This window comes from Bacillus sp. IT-79MI2 (assembly GCF_949768135.1).
Taxonomy (GTDB): domain Bacteria; phylum Bacillota; class Bacilli; order Bacillales; family Bacillaceae_G; genus Bacillus_A; species Bacillus_A pseudomycoides.
Map to the genome: position 1 here is coordinate 25,032 of NZ_CATKPV010000055.1, position 20,305 is coordinate 45,336.

Sequence of the window (20,305 nt, forward strand, 5' to 3'; positions counted from 1 at the left end):
AAGAGAAAAAAGAGCTGATTTAAACTACACTTTGAATCAGCTCTTTTTATTATTTTTTTGAAATGTTTCATACATATTACTCATAATAGGAGTACCGTCCATGCTCATCAACCTAAGATTTAAATATATCCTCAAAACAAAAATTTTATATCTCTACAGTTATTTATGAGAATTCAGCTCATTTTTTTCGTTTTTGGGAAGAGCGTATTTCTTAAGTTGATGGATGTGGGGTACCGCCAATATTTCGGGAATTTTGTACGCTAAGGAACCGACTTTTTTAGATTGGCTTGTTCAAGAAAAGTGTACCTTTCAGCAAAAAGCCAAAGGGTACACTTTTGTGTGCAGTATTTTTCTTTTCTTAACCGGTAATGCGTAAGCCTGTTATACGGTAGTTTGCTTATACTCTACGAATCACTTTTTTATTTTTTCCATTTTAAATTATTTGATTGAGTGTTACCTGCGATCTAAAAGGAGTTCGAATGAACTCAAAGTGAGGTAATATCTTAAAGTTTGATTAATTTATTTTCTTATCGAATGACTTGTGCGAGCCGTCACAGTTGGGCTGCTTTTGAGATAGTCCACAAGTGCAATCATTTAATCCCTTTCCATTGAGAATTTGCTCGATATATTTTTCAACCCTTGACTCTCGAGTTTTGGATTGTTTGGGTTGAGAAAAATAAAGAATGTATGCTCTTTGCCGTCCCGGCGTCAATGCTTCAAAAGCAGTTTTCAACGCGGGGATTTCATCGAATTTTTTTTGAAGTTCTTCAGGAATTATGAATTCTTTATGCTCTTTCATTTTCACTTCTAAACCGGCTTTTTCAACTTCAATGGCTTCATAAATATAGGCTTTTAAGATGGTTTCCATTTCAACTATTTCTTGAACATTGGTGAACCGAATCTGGCGCGCCGCCTGTACATTCTCCGTTTGTTGGATTAGAATCCCATCGGCATCCTGCAACAAGGCACCTTTTTGAAACAGAAGCGCACAATATTCTTTAAATCCATGTATTAAAACTATGTTTTTTTTCTCAAACGTGTAACAAGGATGCATCCACTTAAATTCTTCGGTCAGCTCACAGTCAAGAACGATATTTCTCAACTTCTCATATTCTTCCTTCCACTTTTTAGCTTTACTTAAAAATTCATCAACTTTAGGATTCATTTCACTATTTGTCACCAAGGAACACCCCTCTTCAATTTTTCGATTAGCTGACAGTCAAGAATGATCATGCTCAATTTCTCCAATTCTTTCTGTCACTTTTTGACTTTACCAAAAACAAAATACCATAACAAATACTAAATATCGTTTATGGAACCTTCTTAACGTATGGTAAAATCAATTTTTTTAATTGATGTATATATAGTTTAAAATTCTTTAACAAATTCATTATGAAATTCTACACCCTAAAAGTTGCATCATATCTTCATAGAGTCATAGAATTAATCTGTAGTCGAAAGTATGTAAAGAGCTGCTAGAATTCATTACTGGGAATACGAAGAATAAAGGAAGGAACCGAAGTAAAAGCTAAAAAAATTAGAAAAGGAAAATGGAGAGATGAATTAAATGTTAAAGATCATCAAACATTTAAAACCATTTGTTGCCTCAATCATTGCAGTTATATGTCTATTATCCATACAAGCTGTATGTGACCTATCACTGCCAGACTACATGTCTAACATTGTGAATGTAGGTATTCAACAAAAAGGTGTAGAAAATGCAGTACCTAAGGTTATTCGTAAAAGTGAGCTCGATAAACTTACACTCTTTATGAATGAAAATGAGAAGAAAAAAGTAGATGACAACTATGTACTTTTAGATAAGAACAATCTTTCTCAAAGTGAGCTGAAAAATGACTTAAAAGATTATCCGCAGCTTGATAAAGAACCGCTTTATAAGCTACATACAGAGGATAAAAATACAATTGACGAACTTAACGATATATTCGGGAAACCAATGTTAATTACACAAGGAATTGAAAAAGGCGGCTCATCTGCTTTCACTGCGCCAGGTGATAACAAAGCACCGGCGAAGCTTCCGCCAAATACAGATCCTTTTGCAGTCATTGCGAAACTGCCTCAAGATCAAATCAATGCAATGAAAGAAAAGGCGGATGAAAAGTTTAAGAATATGCCAGGCAGCATGGTAACACAGTCAGCTGTTTCATTCATTGAGAATGAATATAAAAAGATCGGTATCAATACAGATAAGCTTCAATCCAATTATATTCTTACTTCTGGCGGAAAAATGCTGCTTTTATCCTTAGTAAGTATGGCAGCTACCGTTATCGTGAGTTTACTTGCTGCAAAAGTAGCTGCTGGATTAGGTAGAGACCTTAGAAAGAAAGTATTTCGGAAGGTTACAAGCTTTTCTAATGCAGAGTTTGATAAGTTTTCCACTGCATCTCTAATCACAAGAAGTACAAATGATATTCAACAAGTGCAAACACTTATGGTTATGCTGCTTCGTATCGTATTCTATGCACCGATTTTAGGCATAGGCGGAATTATTAAGGTACTTACTACAGACCTTTCAATGGGATGGATTATCGCAGTTGCAGTTATCGCGATTTTAAGCTTAGTCATTGGTCTATTTAGCATCGCGATCCCCAAGTTTAAGAGTATCCAAAAGTTAGTAGATAAAATTAACTTAATCACTCGTGAATCTTTAACAGGTATGCTTGTGATTCGTGCTTTTAATAATCAAAAGCATGAAGAAAAGAAATTTGAAAAAGGAAATCAAGATTTAACAAGAACCAATTTATTTGTAAGCCGTTTAATGTCATTTATGATGCCGATGATGATGCTTATCATGAATGCCGTTACTGTACTTATTATTTGGGTAGGATCACACCAAGTGGATATGGGACATATGCAAGTTGGTGATATGATGGCGTTTATGCAATATACAATGCAAATCATCATGGCCTTCTTAATGATTTCTATGGTATCCATTATGGTTCCGCGTGCTTCTGTATCCGCACAGCGCATTGCAGAAGTTTTAGATACTGACCTTTCTATTCATGACGCAGCGGAGCCAAAAACATTTGCTTCTGACAAGAAAGGCTACGTTGAATTTAAAAATGTTAGCTTTAAATATCCAGGTGCAGAAGAAGATGTGCTTTCCAATATTACCTTTACCGCAAAACCTGGAGAAACGACAGCTTTCATCGGAAGTACAGGTAGTGGTAAATCAACATTAATCAACTTAATTCCACGCTTTTACGATGTCACAAGCGGCCAAATATTAATAGATGACACGGATATTAGAGAAGTATCTCAAAGCGAATTAAGAGAGAAAATTGGTTATGTACCGCAAAAAGGAGTTCTATTCTCAGGTACGATCGAAAGTAATTTGAAATACGGTAAGAAAGAAGCAACTGAAGAAGAACTCGCAAAAGCGGCAGAAATCGCGCAAGCTATGGAGTTTATTAACGCGAAATCTGAAAGCTTCCGTACAGAAATATCACAAGGTGGTACGAACGTTTCAGGTGGTCAAAAACAAAGACTTTCTATTGCGCGTGCTCTTACGAAAAAATCGGAAATCTTCATATTTGATGATAGTTTCTCAGCTCTTGACTTTAAGACAGACGCAGCCTTGCGGAGGGCTTTAAACAATGAGATTGCGGGAAGTACTATTCTACTTGTTGCCCAAAGAATAAGTACAATCATGAATGCAGATAAGATCATTGTACTTGATGAAGGAAAAATAGTCGGAACTGGTACTCATGAAGAGCTTATGGAAAACTGTGAAGTTTATAAGCAAATTGCTTTATCACAGCTTTCAAGAGAGGAGTTGTCATCATGAGTGATAGAAAAATAGAAAATAACAGACAAGGTGGCACTGGTCCTGGCGGCGGTCATATGGGCGGCGGCATGAGAAAGATTGAGAAGGCAAAAAATTTCAAGGGAACGATGAATAAGTTACTTCAATACCTAAAGCCATATAAGTTCTCGATCGTAATCGTCATTATTTTTGCAATCGGTAGTGCGGCCTTCGCAATCGTAGGTCCAAAGATTTTAGGTAAAGCGACAACAAAACTTTTCGAAGGACTCGTAGACAAAGTAACAGGCGTGCACGGTGCTGCCATTGACTTTACCTATATCGGAAACATTGTCATTTTACTCCTTGGATTATATATAGCGAGCACTGTGTTTGGCATTATCCAAGGATATATCATCTCAGGAGTCGCACAAAAGGTATCTTATAACTTCAGAAAAGAAATTGATGAAAAGATCAACCGTATGCCGCTAAAGTACTTTGATAAAACGACACACGGAGAAGTATTATCTAGAGTTACGAATGACGTAGATACTGTGAGCCAAACTTTAAATCAAAGTATGTCGCAAATCATCACATCCGTTATTACAATCATTGGTGTACTCATCATGATGTTATCCATAAGCTGGCAAATGACATTAGTGGCGCTGTTAATACTGCCAGTATCCATGATGCTCATCATGGGAGTCGTAAAGAGATCACAAAAATACTTCAAATCCCAGCAAGAATATTTAGGGCACGTGAACGGTCAAGTTGAAGAAATTTATAGTGGTCACAATATCGTAAAAGCCTTTAACAAAGAAGAAGCAGAAGTGAAAAAATTCGAAGAGGTGAACGATACTCTTTACCACTCCGCATGGAAGTCTCAATTTTTATCCGGTATGATGATGCCAATTATGATGTTTATCGGGAATATCGGTTACGTCGCTGTCTCGATTTTAGGCGGCTGGCTTGCGGCAAAGAGAACCATCGCAGTTGGAGATATTTTAGCCTTTGTGCAATATGTTAGAAACTTTACGCAGCCAATCGCTCAAGTAGCTCAAATCGCGAACGTACTCCAATCCACAGCAGCTGCTGCAGAAAGAGTTTTCGAATTTTTAGAAGAAGAAGAGGAAATGCCAGAAGCAGAAAATCCAGTGAGGCTGCAAAAAGTTCAAGGAGAAGTTACATTCAAGGATGTTCAATTTGGGTATAATCCAGATAAGATTATCATCAATAATTTCTCAGCTCATATTCAGCCTGGACAAAAAGTAGCAATCGTCGGACCAACCGGAGCAGGTAAAACAACAATCGTAAAACTGTTAATGCGTTTCTATGACGTAAACAGCGGTGCGATCTGTATAGACGATCACGATATAAAAGACTTTACGCGAGAAGACCTGCGCAGCATGTTCGGCATGGTACTGCAAGACACTTGGCTATTTAACGGTTCCATCATGGAAAACATACGTTACGGTAGACTGGGTGCAACCGACGAAGAAGTGATTGAAGCAGCGAAAGCAGCTCACGTTCACAGCTTCGTAAAAACATTACCAAATAAATATCAAATGGAACTAAACGAAGAAGCAAGCAACGTATCCCAAGGACAAAAGCAACTACTAACAATTGCCCGCGCCCTTCTAGCGGATCCGAAAATACTCATACTCGACGAAGCAACAAGCTCCATTGACACTCGTACAGAAGTGCTGATTCAAAAAGCCATGGAAAACCTCATGGAAGGCAGAACAAGCTTTATCATTGCTCATAGATTATCAACAATCCGTGATGCAGATTTAATCCTTGTCATGAAAGACGGGGATATTGTAGAACAAGGCAATCATGAAGAGTTATTGAAGGCTGATGGTTTCTATGCTTCGCTTTATAATAGTCAGTTTGAAGGTGCGGATGCCTCTTGAGTTAGGTGGGATTAGGGTGTCCCAAAAGTCCATTTAAATGACTAAAACCCACGGAGAAAATTCATTTTCTTCGTGGGTTTTTATCATTGTAATCACTTTTTCAGTGCCTTCCTATGCTATGCATAAGTGTATTTTGTTATTTGTTATTCACATACGTATCAAACCATAAATGAATATATCCAGCTGTAATACGCTGTGCTTCCATTAAACGTTTTCCTGTTACCGGTGTTACTTCAGCACGCCATTTGTCAGCAGAGTCTTGTGATACCGTTGCTTTTAGGAACCAATTTTTTGTATTATCATTAACAATTGATGGAAAATCAGCCTTTGCTGCTGATGCTGATGCATGAACCCACTCTTCTGGATTTGCACTTTTCCAATTCCAATAGCCATCTCCATCTGTTACTCTATAATTGTCCTTCACTGTATCAACGAAGTTTTCATATTTTGAGTGGAAGCCAAATGGATGCGAAATGTTAGTAAAGTTTGCTGCATGCATTGGTTGGTTGACATCCCCTAAATAATGAAGTGATAATCCTAAATAAAAGAATGCATTTTTCATATCTTTATTTTGATAAGCTTCACCAGCTAATTTAAAATACTTTGCTCCTGTTTGCTTTGCTTGTTTAGCAAATGGAATATACGTTTTTCCTGAATCAGGATCATAGAAGTGTGAAGCGAATGTGGAATGATCATAGTATGGGTTTTTATAATCTGCAGAATAAATACCTTCCTCTAGATTAGTACGCCATTCATTTAATAGAGCTGTCTCATTTTGCTTCACTACAGTCGTATTTTGGGACATAATATCAATAGCTCTGTTGACAATCCATAAATGAGAACTTACTCCTTCATTATGTATAGATTCTGCTGACCATCTTTGAGCAATAGGTGGATCAAATTGCCCATCATTTTCATGTGCGAACGCCACGCTCTGAACAGGAGCTGTTAAAGCAATTACAGAAGCTATAGCAAAAATTTTTCTTTTCATAAATATTCCTCCATTTGATATATAATTTAAATTTATTTCATAGGGTCTTCTCTTACCTTACTGAAAGACACATTACATATTAATAAGTACAGTTATATAAATCTAAATGTAATAGATGCTCTATGGTAAAGGTACTAATTCATAACCAGCAACGCTTTTAGGAGCAGAAATCGCCCACCTTTTCTCGTGATCTGAGCCTGGGTATTGTGCTATCTGTACTTGGAAAGTTGATGTAACCCCATAATAAGAGTTCTTTGGATCTGCACTGTACCAATCACAAGGTCTACCAAATTTATCTCTAAGAATCTCGGTGGTGCCTGTTGCTAAGTTTATTTCCTTCGAATTTACTTTCTGAACGATTAACTTGCTTTTTGATTGGTCGCTAAAATAAATCCAGCCAGCATCCTTTGCATTTATATATTTTTTTACTCCTCCTGCCTCAGCATTTGGTCCACCAATCCACATTGACATGGTAACTGGCGTATTATGTCTTATATATCCATCACTGTTTAATCCATCTGGAGTTTCAAAACTTATAGGTGTACCATAGTACTCATTGCCTTTTGTATCTTTATGTATTTCCGCTGATCCATAATAAGATGCTTTTCTATACTGAATTGCATAATGCCAACCAGCGTACTTCTCATAAGTTACTCCAAATCTATTCTGACCTACAGGTGCTATACGTTGTGAAGGATGAACTCCCACCACGTCCAAGTACTTATTTATTAATATATAGTCTTTATTTGTAGTAATTGGATCACCATAAATATCAAGTATACGATCTTCTTCCTCTGCATAAGCAGAATTTGTAGGAAAAACAGTAACTATCAAACTAAATATTAGTGCTAAAAATGCAAATATAGACAGTTTTCTTTTCATAAACATACCTTAACTTCTCCTTATTTTCACTAATGGTTTTACTATCTGCGCGCATCTTCTACTAGTAGATAAGCCTCATCCTAGCTAACAAATCTTTCATTTCTCTTTCATAAATGTTACAAAAGTCTTTCAAAGGTCTGACGTATTTGCTGATGAAACTAGCACACAAAGAAGGAAACCTGCATGTTCATTAGCTTTATCGTTAATTTATTTAATTATATATATAAATTATATATAATTATGCAATATTGCATATCGAAATGTATTGATATTAATGTAAGCGCTTACTATAATAAAAGCATAAAGATGTACCACATCTTAACACATAAAAAGAGGAGGAAATAACATGGCAATCGCAATGGCAGTTTTAAAATTTGTAGGTGGAGTACTTCCATTCGTACAAGAGCTTTTAAAAGCATTTATGTAAGTTTATTATTCCGCAATTATTTATAAAAATTATCATACAAATGATCTGTATATCAAAGATGGATTGATGTGCAGATCATTTGTGTGAGCAAACTTTAAACAAGAAAAAGAATCCCAAAAGGAATTAAGGGATTCTTTTTTATTTAATTCAATTTTTTCTCGAATATTAAATTATTCTTTGTTAAACAGATGAACAAGGAATAGCAAAAGTCTCTTATTCATTACTTTTCGTCGTTATATACGATTAAACGAATTTACTTTACTAATAATGAATATGTTCCCTTTCTGTTTTCCTCTTCAAAAAATGCAACTACATAATACTTCCCAGGTTTCGCTTCAAATTTCCCTTTCATATTATTTCCATCCGCTTGACCCGTAATGACAGGATTTCCTAAATCTGATTCGTAATATACATCCCATTTTATTCCAATTCCCTGTTCATCTATAAAGGAAATATCTACTTCTTTTGGAGATGTAACATTGAATGTGTACATATACGCCATATTAGGCATATCCATATTTCCTTTGAAAAGCTTATTAAAACGAATTGCCTTTGCGCTGTCATATCCATGACCTACTGGCTCATCCTTTTTTACGGTAACCGTTGTTTGTCCTCGGCCTACGTTTCCTTTATTATCTTTCACTGTTAGCCTTGCAGTATATGTTCCCTCTTTTCCATATACATGAGTAGGATTTGCTTCTGTACTTGTTGTACCATCGCCAAAATCCCAGAGATACGAAACAATTTTTCCACCTGTGCTTTCTGTACCATCGCTATGAAACTCAACTTTTTCATTTAACATCTCATTGTATGGTCCATTCATATTTACTTTAATCGTCTGTTTTTCTTCTTCTCCCGTTGCAACACCATGGAATACAACATCGTATTCAAATTGATTGTTCGCATTCACACGATAATTAACAAAATACGCTGTAACTGTTTTGTAGCCGCTCCATTCTTTTTGCGCTAACTGTTCTAAAGATTGATTGATTTGCTTGCTCATCGCTTTCCAATCTTCAGATTCTCCTTTTGTTACGCCACCTGTATATGTTCCTTCTAATGTAAACGTATCAAAGAATTGAGACTTATGCTTTGTCATTGTTGCATCTTTTATACGTGCCACATTTTCAATTTCTTTCTTTACATCAGCTAGTGGCTTTGGTGCATGTTCAGCTAAATAATCATCTGATACTTGTGGGGTATTATATGTATCTTGATTATCAATTAACTGCTTCATATAGTCTTGGTATTCTTTATTTAAATTTGGATCCTTACTTAAAGCTTCACGATATGCATCGTAACCCTTCACATCATTTGCACGAATTAAATCTTGAATCTTATCGAAAGTTTCAAATTGATGAGTATATAAGTAAGACTGCAGTGCAAAAGAATAATTATAAAAATCCCATGATCCATATTTCGAAAATAATGTTCGTTCTGCTGTATAACGTTCTGCAGGATTAGATGATAATCCTTTAATTACACTTTTGCGCGGAACAACGTTATTCGTACGAGTAGATCCCGCAAAAAATTCTGCATTTCCTTCATCAAACCAAGTCATACGTTCATTTTGATATAATTCTCCTTGTCCCCATGCTCCTGGAACTTCGTATCTTGCCTGTAAATAGTGTGTAAATTCATGACGGAACAATTCTTCTAAAGTATAACTACTTTGCTGTGGTGTACGTTCATATGTAAAGAACGTTCCTTTTCCTTCAATGTAAATGCCACCATTATTCGTATCATATCCATATAGTTGGCTATTTCGTTTATATTCATATGGATCATTATAAATTACGATTGTCAGTACATCATCAGCTTTCCCTGATTCTAACGCCGCATCATTTCCAATTACACGATGATATTGCGCTTTTACTTCTTTAGCAGCCCAATATAATCTCTTAACCTTTTCTTCCGTTACTTTATCTCCTGTTTTAAATACAATAGAACCGTCATCGAATGTATACGTTTTTGGTAAGTATTGCTGTTGGCCTTCTTCACGTATTTTCTGTAAATCTACTGTATTTCCGTTATAATCTTTTCCACCATAGTTTGTTGAAATTTGCTCTACCGCATTAAAATAAGCTTCACTTAAACGAGGGTACATATGCATTGCTTGTGTAAGTACTTCTAAAGGTTTATTTGGATTACTATGGAATTTCCCTAGACGACCAGCATAATAAACACCATTATTAATTAACCAGCTATTTTCTGGTGTTACATGATTCAGAAGAGCCATTCGACTGATTTCATTTATGAAACTATCAATTTTCCCATACCATATTGTTTCATCCGCTTTTTTACGTGTCTCATTCAAGTAAGACTGCATATCATCATCAATCCCTTGTATGAGATTATACATGGCAGCCCCTTTGTTCGGATCACTTACATATGTAGAAATATTATCGTTATATTGTTTTAATATATTCCCTGCATATTGAACTGTTTCAGCATCACAAGAAGCGTTATGAATTAATTTACCATATGCAGATATCACTTTATCCTGTTTATCTGTACCAAGTTTAAAATTCGGATTTCTTCCAATTTCTTTTAATGCCGGTAAACATTTATCATGGAAGCTTCGCTCATTTAAATAGTTTAACTCTTTATTATTAAAGCCTAAATAAAAACCGCAATATAATACTTCAACAAACGTCTCAATCCCTTTTGTATCATCTTTTGTAAATGTGCTTCCACGGCGACCTAATTCATCAATAATAACTTGTATTCGCCCTTTATTTTGATAAAACGCTTTTGTTTCTTGATTAAACTGAGATAAATCTGTAATTTGATCCCAACTAACATTTGCCAATGTATCAATTAATTCGTCATCACTCATTCTATTCAGCTCTGCCACAGAATACTTTTGCTGAAATTGTTTTGCCGCTGCTCGTTTCACGACCGGAGCTGGACGTTGTGAAAAATCGCCTACTTTTAAACGTTCTTCATAAGACAACGTTTCGTCTGCTTTTGTAGAATGTGCAATTTCATCCGTTGAAGTTTCTATCCCAATTGGTTTCTTTTGTAACACATTATAAGGTGTATTTTCTTCCGCTGATACTTGTGTTTGAATACTTCCAAATGATAAGGCCACTGTACTAATGCCGAGCATCATTTGGGTAAACTTTGATTTCTTGTTCATAACATTTCCTCCATTTATAAAATCCTTAAAAACACATTATTAATATAACATAATATAAAATATGATATTTCATATTATTTCTGTACACTAGAATACTATATCAAAAAGAAAATGATACGTTTTGATATAATTCGAACAAAAAAAGGCACTCTACTGAGTGTCGAATGAGTACCTTTCTGTGGTTTATAATCTTATTGTTTTAAATCAAATTGAATATGCTAAATGATAAATATTTTGTAAATTACTTGAGCCTTTTGTAAATTATTTAATCCTATAGATTTAGTACGACCAGGTTCATTGTAGTAATATAGATCAACAATATCATATCTGTATAGGAATCTACCAGGATAATAAAAGTTATCTCTATATGCTAGTGATAATGAAGCTGAGCTTGATTTTCTGTTTTTCACTTAGATATAAGAGTTAATAAAATACCTACTGGATAATCATATGTTTTTCTTAAATTAGATTTATGCAATCTCTCCCTTTTTTTATCATCTCTACATGAATACAAAAGATGAAATTATACTATACATTGCTAATACTTTTTACTTCCGACTGAAATAAAATCACCTTCGACATGTACATCTTAGTTTAAATATGTTTCAAATGACTTTCATAAATGTTACAAAAGTCTTTCAAAGATCTGACTTCTTTTCTGATGAAACTAATAAACAAAAAAGGAAACCTGCATGTTCATTACCTTTAATGTTATTAATATAATTCAATCACACTCTGTATATAGATTCCCTTTATTAGGATATGCAAAATTGCATCAAAATATAGGTTTAAATAAGAGGCGCTCTTATAAATAACTAGCTGTAAAGAAATTTTTTTGTTTAGGGTCTACTTAAAACTCTTAAGTTGATGTAAATTCATCTACAATTCTATTGCTCTAACTGGTGCGATTCTGATGATTTAATTTAAAAAACAAAAAAGGATGTAAATAATAATTCACATCCTCTTTTGTAACTCTAATTTTCATTAGAACACTGCATTCTATTATCTTCTTTCAAACAGATTTCTATGAATTCAAATAAACCTTTTGCCTCAACAGAACGTTTTCCCCAATCATGCCAAAAATATAGCACTTGTCCTACTACTCCAGATTCTGATGGATCTGTATCAATACAAAGATAATCCCCACCACCATTTTCTGCAATTGGAATCCACTTAGAATTCCAAAGAACAGGTTTAAGTTCATTTTCAATATTCGACTCTAAATCATCTGGATCGAATTCATCCTGTAGAAATGTCCAATTGTCTATAATTTGAGAAGTTGGGGAAAGAACCAAATTTCTTACAAAAGATTCAACCCCAGGTTCCCAAATTTGTCCGTTATACACCCTGTAAAAACTTTTCATTTCTTTAGGAAGTGTAATACCCAGTGTAGTTTCAATTAACTGAAAATCTTCATCACTTGCACCCGGTTGGAGGTTTAATGTTTTTTGAAAGTTCACTTCAAGGCTTGAACCTCTATTAATTATACGTTTCCATAGTAATTCAGCTTGATTTATCATGTCTTTTCCCCTCCGCTTATATCTCAAAAAATCCAATATAAAAAACACACAATTACTATTAATCTAAGGTTTTGAATTATCCCCATAACGAAAACTTAATTAATCGGTATATACTTCTTGAATCCCTTACTTATAGTGCCATTATAACCATTTTTAGAAAAGAATTTATGTGCTTCTATTCTATTTATACTACTTAATAGGATAATTCTTGTGGATTCCCTTGCAATTGATAGCCGTTCTACATGTTTTAGTAACTTTTCACCTATCCCATTACCTCGAAAATCTTCATTTACAATCACATACTCTAGAACGGTATATGGTCTAAATTGATATCCAGGATCAAGACAAAAAGTCATAAATATACTTCCTTTAACTTTACAATCTTCCTCATACACAAATAAGAAATTATTAGAATCATTCCTTATCTGCTCAATTCTTTCTGGTAAAACCTTAATGTTTTTACTATGTGGTGCTAATTTTTTATATAGATTTTCAATTACATGACTGTCTTTTGGTTCAGCTTCACGAATCATATAATTCCCCCCTCTATTAACATAGATATATCAACGATTCGATCTATTCTAATAGTTCATCTTTTGACTCTATTGTATCCTAAAACAATGCTTTTTTAGTACAATTCAGATAATAAGATGGTAAAAAAAAGAGAATAGAAGGGATGGCATTTTTGCTTTGGGGTATTTGTTTTTCTTAACTTGATGGGCATGCGGTAGGACCCCTAATGGAAGGTAGGAATTAGAATAACTCTCCAAACAGATCTTTTAGATTAACCTATGTATTTCCGCGGTTAATCTATTACCTTCTACCTTCATAAAGATCTGTACCAGTACATTATTCGCATTTTCAAATACTAAATCGAAATAAGGATACGCTATAGTTGCATCTCTGCCTATAGGTACATAGCCAACTGGCTTTGAATGACTATATCTTTCTATCATTTTTAATCCCGCTTGATCCGCTGCATTATAAAGTGTAGAAGAAGTTTGACAAACCCCTCCTCCATAACCATCTACTAATTTTCCCGCAACGATTTCTTTTCCAAGCTGATATCCTTTATCAGGTGTTGTATCTCCTATTAAAGCATTAAAGGAAAAACGATCACCTTTTCCTAATATTACACCATTAATAGTATTTGCCGACAAACGAATGTTTTCTATCTTACCATTAGCTGTGCCAACTATGTCCGTCACATATTTTCCAATTACTTCGCTATTTCGATTTGCATCTTTTGATTGAGCAATAGGCCGTTTCTTAACAATTGGCAATGCACGGGAACGTTCCCACATTCCCACATCCATTAAATCCTCTACTAACTCTTTTTCAAATAATTCATATGAAGGCTTTCCTTCTTTCCATATTCCATCACTAGTCATACGAGAAGGTATCATTTTTTGATCAATCTGTTTGCCTATTTCATTAGCGATTTTTTTAATATTTAATTTATATTGATTTTCACCTTGAAAATATCCTAATGAAGTTAAATTTATTTGTTTGACCATTTTTCCACTAGTAGGATCTACTAAATTTATCTGTGTATCCCCAATGTCTTTTATTCCTATAGATTTCTCGCCTATATCACTTACTAAAGATGCTTCTTTAACCTGAGATTTACATCCAACTAATATAATGGCGCAGAGAGCACTAAGCACATACAAATGTCTTTTACGTAACAATTGATTCCCCCATTTCATTATAATGTTTTCTCGTTTTTAATTATTTGATTAATTATTTTTTATATTGTGTCTGTTCATCGATTCTATAAAAAAAGACATCCTCAAGGGCGCTTTCTTTCAGCTATTTGCATGAGAACCCAAAATAATACAACTAAATACCACAATTAGAAATAAAATTACTAAACATATTGAGAAATATTTCATAAGAGACTCCTTTTTGATATGATGTGCAAAATATATTCTCATAAATTAAGTCAGGAAATAACCACAAAAAAGAATTATTACCCCTATATTCTTACGTTTAAAGTCCTATTACTTTTACTTATTAAAGCTACTAACTAATCAATTCCATTGCTACCTCTTTCGCTCTGAACACTTTTTTGTATTGTTTAAATTCTTGTTTATCAACTCGAAATTTTTCACCAGTATCCATGTTTTTTACTAGATATGTTTTAGCAGTATATTCCTTTATTAAAAAATAAAAGAAATATATCCAGAAAGATAATGTGAAAGTCGAGAGAGCTAAGAATACTCCCGTAATAAACATTACAATTTCCAAACCTGAATTTACTCGTTTTAAAACATCTTTTTGTCCTGTTGCTGCTTGCTGTAGTCGTTGCATGCGTTGTAAAGATGAAACAGTATCATAGCTCATGAAAAACCTCCTTTAAACGAAATGCTATTTAGAACTTTGATTTGTCTTTAGGGATGAGGAGGCAAGATACTTAAATTGATAATTATTTTTCTTACTTTTTCTCTTTTATTTTAATCTTCGCGTCTTCATAGAATTTTAGTTTTCCCTCATTATACTCTTTAGTATATTGATTGAATTTTTCTTTTTCTTTTAGCGTTTCCTCGTTTAATGTATTGATAGTTTTAACTTTCTCACCAATCTCTTTTAGTTTTGTTTCTTTACCTTTTAACTTTTCATAAAGTTCTTTTTCAGCTATTAATTCCTCTTTATAACTATTATTTATTTTTTGAAAAACTTCATAGCGATTTTTATAAACTTCTTCTACTTTTTCCGCTTGATTTTTTAACCTTTTGTCCTCAATTTTATCTATATAACTATGAACTGATGCGGTTTCTTTTTGGGCTTTTTCTAATACATCCTTTTCATCTTTTACCAATTTTTCACGTTCATTTACAGTTGCAATGGCTTGCTCTATTTTTTGTATTACTCCCTCATTTTGCTCTTTCCCTTCTTGTATAATTTGATTATACAATTCCTGTTCTTTTGTTTCTAACTGCTCAAATGTTTTTACATTATCAAATAATGCTTTTTCTTGATTTGCTGCATTTTCAAAAGCTACATATAATTGATCTTCGGGTTTTGCCCCCAAACAACCACCTAGAAATCCAATTGATAAGACTCCTATTAATACCATTTCCCTATAAATCAATGTTAATTCCTCCTATGATGTTATATACGTTTATCATGCCAAAAATTCACTGAAAAATGCTCGTCTTCATGATACGCTTCAAACTCATATCCTTTTTCTTTTAATCCTTTTATAATAGCTAGTACCGCAGCAACAGATTGTGGATGAATATCGTGCATTAGAATCACTTCTTTGGACTGGTTTGCATTTGTTAGGACATTTTGAACAATCTGAGATGAAGCGGCATCAACTGGCATCTTATTATACTTCCAATCTAAAGAATCAATAGTCCAATCCCATACTTTTAAATTAGCTTCTACTGTTCTATTTCGAAGTGCTTCATTTAATCCTGGCATGGATCCATATGGAGGACGAGTTAGTTTTGGGGATTCTTTAATAATATTTGCTATTAAACCTTGATCTTCTTTCATTTCATTTACATATTCGCCACTTGTATATAATTTTTTAAAATCATGTGTCATACTATGCATGCCCACATAATGCCCTTCTTCCTTTTCACGTTTCACCAACTCTGGAAACTGTTTTACATTTTCGCCAATTAAGAAAAATGTTGCTTTCACATCATTTTCTTTTAAGATGTTTAACAAATCAGCCGTATATTTACCTGGTCCATCATCGAAAGTAAGATAAACAACCTTTCTCTCCTTACCATTAAAATGGGTTGGTGTTGCTTTTTTTATTTTAATTTTTGGTTGTTCACTTGCTAGCTGTACAGTATTTTCTTGCTTGGCCACAGCTTTTGCAGGTGAATTAATCGATTGAAACATATAATAACCAATTGCTATTGCAACAATTGCTACTATTGTAATTATTATTTTTTGGGTATTACAAAAATTTCTCATGAATCAAATCCCTTTCTTGATAAATCTCTATATCAACATACACACATACATAAGTGTGTATGATATCTCCAATCACTTTTAGCTAACAATACATATGATGTAACTTAAAAATTTTTGAGTTATTTTGTTGCGATATAATTATAAAGTGCTTTTTTCTTTTTTCTCATCGTGTAGAAAAAAGAAAAAAGCAGCATCCTTTTGTGGAATTTCACAAAAGGATGCTGCTACATGAATTTTTGTAACTTAAGATCCAAGTATAGAACCATTTTTTGATTCGGATCTTTTAAATCGATTTCACTGATTTCACAGATTCTTTTAAGTCTATAGCTTAGTGTATTGACGTGAATATTTAAAACTTTAGCTACTTCGCTGGTATTACTGTCATTGTTTAAAAATATTTCCAACGTTTCAACAAGATTACTATTATATTTACAATCATACTTATGGAGCTTCTGCAATGCTTGGTTTTCATACTCCTCCTGCTTTCTTTGCTCAAGTAGAAGGTCAATTAATTGATAAATCCCCATGTTTTGATAGCCATGAATATTAGCTGTGTCGGAAGGAAATTTTTCCTTTATAGATAATACGATTAATGTTTCTTTATAAGCTTTACTGATTTTTTGATAATCACTATATACACTGCTGAACGCTGGTTTGATAGATTTAATTTCATATCGTTTTTCCATCGTGTTAACAAATCTTTCGACGAAATTGTTAATTTCATGAGAAGGTTGACTGAGATTATCTAACGAAGTAAGAAGAATTAACTTGTTACGATCAATTGTATAAAGTAGAATTTTCAAATGTTCGCTTGTTTTTAACAAATAAGAAATTTGTTTTTCTTTTTCACTCGTAATTTCTTGTTCAAAATGAAATACGACAACGTTAAATAAGGAAGCCGGCGTAATATGAAGTACCTGAAAGTTTTCAATAATTTCCTCATTTGTTTGTATATGATTAGTTAGTAGCTTCCAAAAAAATTCTTGTGAACGTTCGTCCTTTTTATTTTTTCTGGTTTGGAGCTGAAGAAGCTTACTTTTTACAGCTTCAGCAGATTTTTTCATCAAGGCATAATCTTGTTCAGTTAAAGAGCGCTTGATTTCTAAAGCCCAAATGAATCCCAGTACGTCCTCTTTATTCCAAATGGAAATCGCAACTCTGTCACCGAGGCCAATATTATCTATCTTTTTTACGTGAATAGGTTCACGACTTTTTAAAAGAGTAGGAATAACCCCCTCTTTCCATAAGTTATTAATTACTTTTTCAGGTACACGCCTACCCATAATAGTTGCAATTCTTGCAGAGTCTGTTCTTTCGTCATGGGTACTATATGCAAGGAGACGATGATTTACATCTTCTACTGTAATAGGGCATTGCAGAATTTCACTGATTATATCAGCAAACTCTTCCAAATTATCGAAGGTGACTTTAAGAGAATTATTTTTCATATATGTCAAGATCCATCCGTTCTATTTAAAATATATTTTCGTATTTACTTTAAAAGAAATTATCTCTTGTGTAAATTACTAAAATAATAACATAATCCCGTTAGCTTTTTGCAAATGTAACGAGACCGGGTTTTATTAACATGATTTTTTCAACAATAGCAATATTTCTATTTGTTTTATTGTGTAGGATTGAACTTTATTCTTTTTAGATTTGAATTGAGGAATGTCATTCTGCTTCTTAAAAAACGTAAAAAAGCAACTGCGAGGTTTCTCAATATTGACACCTCCAGGTGAAAATGTACAATTTTTTTGTTTTGGGGCGTTATAAAATTCTTAAGTTGATGGGAATGTGGTGCTACCTCTGTAATACTATTTGCTTTATATATTTCCAATAAGGATTCAATGATACGAGTAGATTACGTTCTAGGCTACGTAATGATAGTTTTGTTTTTCACTACGATGTTCGGTTTGAGGATTGTAAAGAGATTTGACCAGTAATCGTGAAAAAGGAACTACAATTTATTTGTAATGATTTATATAATGAGGTGTTGGTATTATGACTAAAATTCAAATAAGCGAACTTCCTAAATCTGTTTAGCACGTACTTAGAGTAATGCGTGGCGAAGAAAAATTAAAACAACGACAACGGATCCAGCCAGTAGATTTTCATTCTTATAAAGCTGAAGAGATATTCCCAAATAGTCCTGAAATGCAAAAATTCTTTAATAAACAAAAGAAAATGAAAGCCATCAAGTAAAATAAGCTTGGTGGCTTTCATATTTTGTCACGGACAAGAAAGAAGCTTCTTTTGTAATCATCAGAAGAATGTTAAAATTAAGATAAAAATGTAAAGGTTGGTGAAAAATGAGAATCGTAATAGGATATCTTCTATTAATCATTAATTTTATTCTGTTATTGCCATTATTAAATCGGATTATTTTTGAAAGAATCAGCCCTTGGGACACCATTTCTTTTTTCTGTCCACTTATAACGGTGTTAGTTATAACTTTTCTGTTAGGAAAGAATAGAGTCCGAAACATTCATTGGAGAGTCAACCTTATAGGACATATTATCATCGGTTTAACCCCAATTTTCTATTTCTTGTATATTTTTATGTTGCTCAGCTGATCAAATCTTCCCAAACAATCCGGAAATGCAAAAATTCTTTAAGGGGTAGCACGCCATGCCCATCAAGCTTAGAAAAACAAATACCCCAAAACGAGAAAATTGACATCTTTAGGTAAAAACATTCCACATTATATGTGATAAAAAGAGGATAGATAAAGTAGAAACCTTATCTATCCTTTTCTGTACTACAAATACTTAAGTTTGCTACCCCTTACAGAAAAAACTGAATGAGTTTTTAAATGAGCATAGTGACAAATAACGATAATGAGTGAGCATAGATGAAAAAAATAGGTGAATATTACAAAATTAATACGTTATAATAATTATATGTCCTATGTGACAATGATATCATTTATTGGAACAATAGATAGTTTATTTATAAGTGAAATTATGAAACTAGTTCCATGTAGTTTATGTTGGTATCAAAGGATATGCTTATATCCGATTTTCATAATGTATATTGTATCTTTAATAAAAAAATATTCTCATGCAAATGAGTATATTAAGTATTTCTCTGGGATAGGATTACTTATTTTTTCGTATCAATACACAATACAGATGACGCATACCAAAAGTGCTTTTTGTCATTTGTATGAAGATTTCTCAGCTGTTGATTTTATTTTTCAAAAATTTATAACCATCCCGTTTTTAGCAATATTAGCTTTCTTGTTAATATTTCGTCTCACGTTTTTTGTGAAAAATTCAAAATGAATTTTAATCTAAGGAGGTATTTATATGAGTTTAAGAGAACATGCAATGCAAGAATTTCAACAGAAAATGTCTTCAAATGAGAATATACAAGGTATGATTTCAGCTTATTATGAAATGCAAAGCGGTATATCTGGCTATGGGAGTTCTACACCTATGAGAGGTATTCTAGCTTACACGGAACGACAGCTTTTATTTTATAGCGAAATATTTGGCGAGCTTCCTATTTCATTACAGATACCTTACCATAAAATTCATAAAATAAAAGAGAAAAAACAACCTTTTGCCTTTTTTAAAACGATTCCTTCTATTGTTGTTTCCCATCAAGATCAAGATGTTTTTTCAACCCGCGGAAATGAAGAGGAATTTATACACTTAAAAGATTTTTTTGAAAAAGTAAAAGCTCTGTCCAATTAATGGGGTAGCGTCAGGATTTTGTGCTTTTAC

15 protein-coding genes and 1 pseudogene are annotated in these 20,305 nt (G+C 33.4%); 5 read left to right on the top strand and 11 right to left on the bottom strand.

All coding sequences use genetic code 11. From position 1 onward, the window contains the following. Positions 1-514 precede the first annotated feature (514 nt). The gene (locus ACM6HU_RS11525; RefSeq protein ID WP_077295249.1) at positions 515-1,180 is read right to left on the bottom strand and encodes a YdeI/OmpD-associated family protein; all 666 of its coding nucleotides are present in this window, start codon (positions 1,178-1,180) and stop codon (positions 515-517) included. Positions 1,181-1,567: 387 nt separating this feature from the next. Between ACM6HU_RS11525 and ACM6HU_RS11530 the strand changes: the two genes are divergently transcribed. Beyond that, entirely contained in the window at positions 1,568-3,808 is a 2,241-nt protein-coding gene (locus ACM6HU_RS11530; RefSeq protein WP_016113384.1) for an ABC transporter ATP-binding protein, read from the top strand. Continuing rightward, positions 3,805-5,676 carry an ABC transporter ATP-binding protein gene (locus ACM6HU_RS11535; RefSeq protein ID WP_016113383.1) on the top strand — a complete coding sequence of 624 codons (1,872 nt, stop codon included), beginning with the start codon at positions 3,805-3,807 and terminating at the stop codon, positions 5,674-5,676. The genes ACM6HU_RS11530 and ACM6HU_RS11535 overlap by 4 nt, the downstream gene beginning before the upstream one ends. A gap of 136 nt (positions 5,677-5,812) precedes the next feature. Here ACM6HU_RS11535 and ACM6HU_RS11540 read toward each other — a convergent pair whose 3' ends face one another. Both ACM6HU_RS11540 and ACM6HU_RS11545 read right to left on the bottom strand, forming a co-directional pair. Next, a complete protein-coding gene (locus tag ACM6HU_RS11540; RefSeq protein WP_016113382.1) occupies positions 5,813-6,667 on the bottom strand; it encodes a phospholipase C in 855 nt (284 codons plus the stop codon). Positions 6,668-6,787: 120 nt separating this feature from the next. Then, a complete protein-coding gene (locus ACM6HU_RS11545; RefSeq protein ID WP_016113381.1) occupies positions 6,788-7,555 on the bottom strand; it encodes a hypothetical protein in 768 nt (255 codons plus the stop codon). Positions 7,556-7,789: 234 nt separating this feature from the next. On the opposite strand from ACM6HU_RS11545, the pseudogene ACM6HU_RS11550 reads away from it, so the two are divergent. Further along, a pseudogene (locus tag ACM6HU_RS11550) lies at positions 7,790-7,976 on the top strand (hypothetical protein). 253 nt (positions 7,977-8,229) lie between these two features. On the opposite strand, the gene colA reads toward ACM6HU_RS11550, so the two are convergent. The 8 genes from colA to ACM6HU_RS11590 form a co-directional block, all read right to left on the bottom strand. Further along, a complete protein-coding gene (gene colA / locus ACM6HU_RS11555) occupies positions 8,230-11,118 on the bottom strand; it encodes a collagenase ColA (RefSeq protein ID WP_414848189.1) in 2,889 nt (962 codons plus the stop codon). A gap of 974 nt (positions 11,119-12,092) precedes the next feature. Next, entirely contained in the window at positions 12,093-12,638 is a 546-nt protein-coding gene (locus ACM6HU_RS11560) for an SMI1/KNR4 family protein (protein WP_003195646.1), read from the bottom strand. 95 nt (positions 12,639-12,733) lie between these two features. Then, complete coding sequence (locus ACM6HU_RS11565) at positions 12,734-13,171, bottom strand: GNAT family N-acetyltransferase (protein WP_016113379.1); 438 nt, start codon at positions 13,169-13,171, stop codon at positions 12,734-12,736. 246 nt (positions 13,172-13,417) lie between these two features. Further along, positions 13,418-14,347, bottom strand: a complete 930-nt coding sequence (locus tag ACM6HU_RS11570) for a VanW family protein (protein WP_016113378.1) — start codon at positions 14,345-14,347, stop codon at positions 13,418-13,420. A 316-nt stretch (positions 14,348-14,663) separates the two neighbouring features. Next, positions 14,664-14,984: a hypothetical protein gene (locus ACM6HU_RS11575; RefSeq protein ID WP_003195641.1), complete on the bottom strand. Its 321-nt coding sequence runs from the start codon at positions 14,982-14,984 to the stop codon at positions 14,664-14,666. A gap of 91 nt (positions 14,985-15,075) precedes the next feature. Next, positions 15,076-15,717, bottom strand: a complete 642-nt coding sequence (locus ACM6HU_RS11580) for a YkyA family protein (protein WP_375337745.1) — start codon at positions 15,715-15,717, stop codon at positions 15,076-15,078. A gap of 35 nt (positions 15,718-15,752) precedes the next feature. Next, complete coding sequence (locus ACM6HU_RS11585) at positions 15,753-16,574, bottom strand: peptidoglycan-N-acetylglucosamine deacetylase (protein WP_016113376.1); 822 nt, start codon at positions 16,572-16,574, stop codon at positions 15,753-15,755. A gap of 224 nt (positions 16,575-16,798) precedes the next feature. Beyond that, positions 16,799-18,022, bottom strand: coding sequence for a PucR family transcriptional regulator (locus tag ACM6HU_RS11590; protein WP_016113375.1), 1,224 nt, complete (start codon positions 18,020-18,022; stop codon positions 16,799-16,801). Between the two features lie 1,470 nt (positions 18,023-19,492). On the opposite strand from ACM6HU_RS11590, the gene ACM6HU_RS11595 reads away from it, so the two are divergent. Both ACM6HU_RS11595 and ACM6HU_RS11600 read left to right on the top strand, forming a co-directional pair. Then, positions 19,493-19,861: a disulfide bond formation protein B gene (locus tag ACM6HU_RS11595; RefSeq protein WP_414848195.1), complete on the top strand. Its 369-nt coding sequence runs from the start codon at positions 19,493-19,495 to the stop codon at positions 19,859-19,861. A gap of 24 nt (positions 19,862-19,885) precedes the next feature. Further along, on the top strand, positions 19,886-20,275 hold the full coding sequence (locus ACM6HU_RS11600) for a GRAM domain-containing protein (protein WP_016113374.1): 390 nt from the start codon (positions 19,886-19,888) through the stop codon (positions 20,273-20,275). Positions 20,276-20,305: the final 30 nt, after the last annotated feature.

What these genes read in the sequence shown, in the direction of transcription:
- ACM6HU_RS11530 (WP_016113384.1), top strand. Translation starts at nt 1,568, where the DNA reads ATGTTAAAGATCATCAAACATTTAAAACCATTTGTTGCCTCAATCATT.
- ACM6HU_RS11535 (WP_016113383.1), top strand. Translation starts at nt 3,805, where the DNA reads ATGAGTGATAGAAAAATAGAAAATAACAGACAAGGTGGCACTGGTCCT.
- ACM6HU_RS11540 (WP_016113382.1), bottom strand. Translation starts at nt 6,667, where the DNA reads ATGAAAAGAAAAATTTTTGCTATAGCTTCTGTAATTGCTTTAACAGCT.
- ACM6HU_RS11545 (WP_016113381.1), bottom strand. Translation starts at nt 7,555, where the DNA reads ATGTTTATGAAAAGAAAACTGTCTATATTTGCATTTTTAGCACTAATA.
- colA (WP_414848189.1), bottom strand. Translation starts at nt 11,118, where the DNA reads ATGAACAAGAAATCAAAGTTTACCCAAATGATGCTCGGCATTAGTACA.
- ACM6HU_RS11560 (WP_003195646.1), bottom strand. Translation starts at nt 12,638, where the DNA reads ATGATAAATCAAGCTGAATTACTATGGAAACGTATAATTAATAGAGGT.
- ACM6HU_RS11565 (WP_016113379.1), bottom strand. Translation starts at nt 13,171, where the DNA reads ATGATTCGTGAAGCTGAACCAAAAGACAGTCATGTAATTGAAAATCTA.
- ACM6HU_RS11570 (WP_016113378.1), bottom strand. Translation starts at nt 14,347, where the DNA reads ATGAAATGGGGGAATCAATTGTTACGTAAAAGACATTTGTATGTGCTT.
- ACM6HU_RS11575 (WP_003195641.1), bottom strand. Translation starts at nt 14,984, where the DNA reads ATGAGCTATGATACTGTTTCATCTTTACAACGCATGCAACGACTACAG.
- ACM6HU_RS11580 (WP_375337745.1), bottom strand. Translation starts at nt 15,717, where the DNA reads ATGGTATTAATAGGAGTCTTATCAATTGGATTTCTAGGTGGTTGTTTG.
- ACM6HU_RS11585 (WP_016113376.1), bottom strand. Translation starts at nt 16,574, where the DNA reads ATGAGAAATTTTTGTAATACCCAAAAAATAATAATTACAATAGTAGCA.
- ACM6HU_RS11590 (WP_016113375.1), bottom strand. Translation starts at nt 18,022, where the DNA reads ATGAAAAATAATTCTCTTAAAGTCACCTTCGATAATTTGGAAGAGTTT.
- ACM6HU_RS11595 (WP_414848195.1), top strand. Translation starts at nt 19,493, where the DNA reads ATGATATCATTTATTGGAACAATAGATAGTTTATTTATAAGTGAAATT.
- ACM6HU_RS11600 (WP_016113374.1), top strand. Translation starts at nt 19,886, where the DNA reads ATGAGTTTAAGAGAACATGCAATGCAAGAATTTCAACAGAAAATGTCT.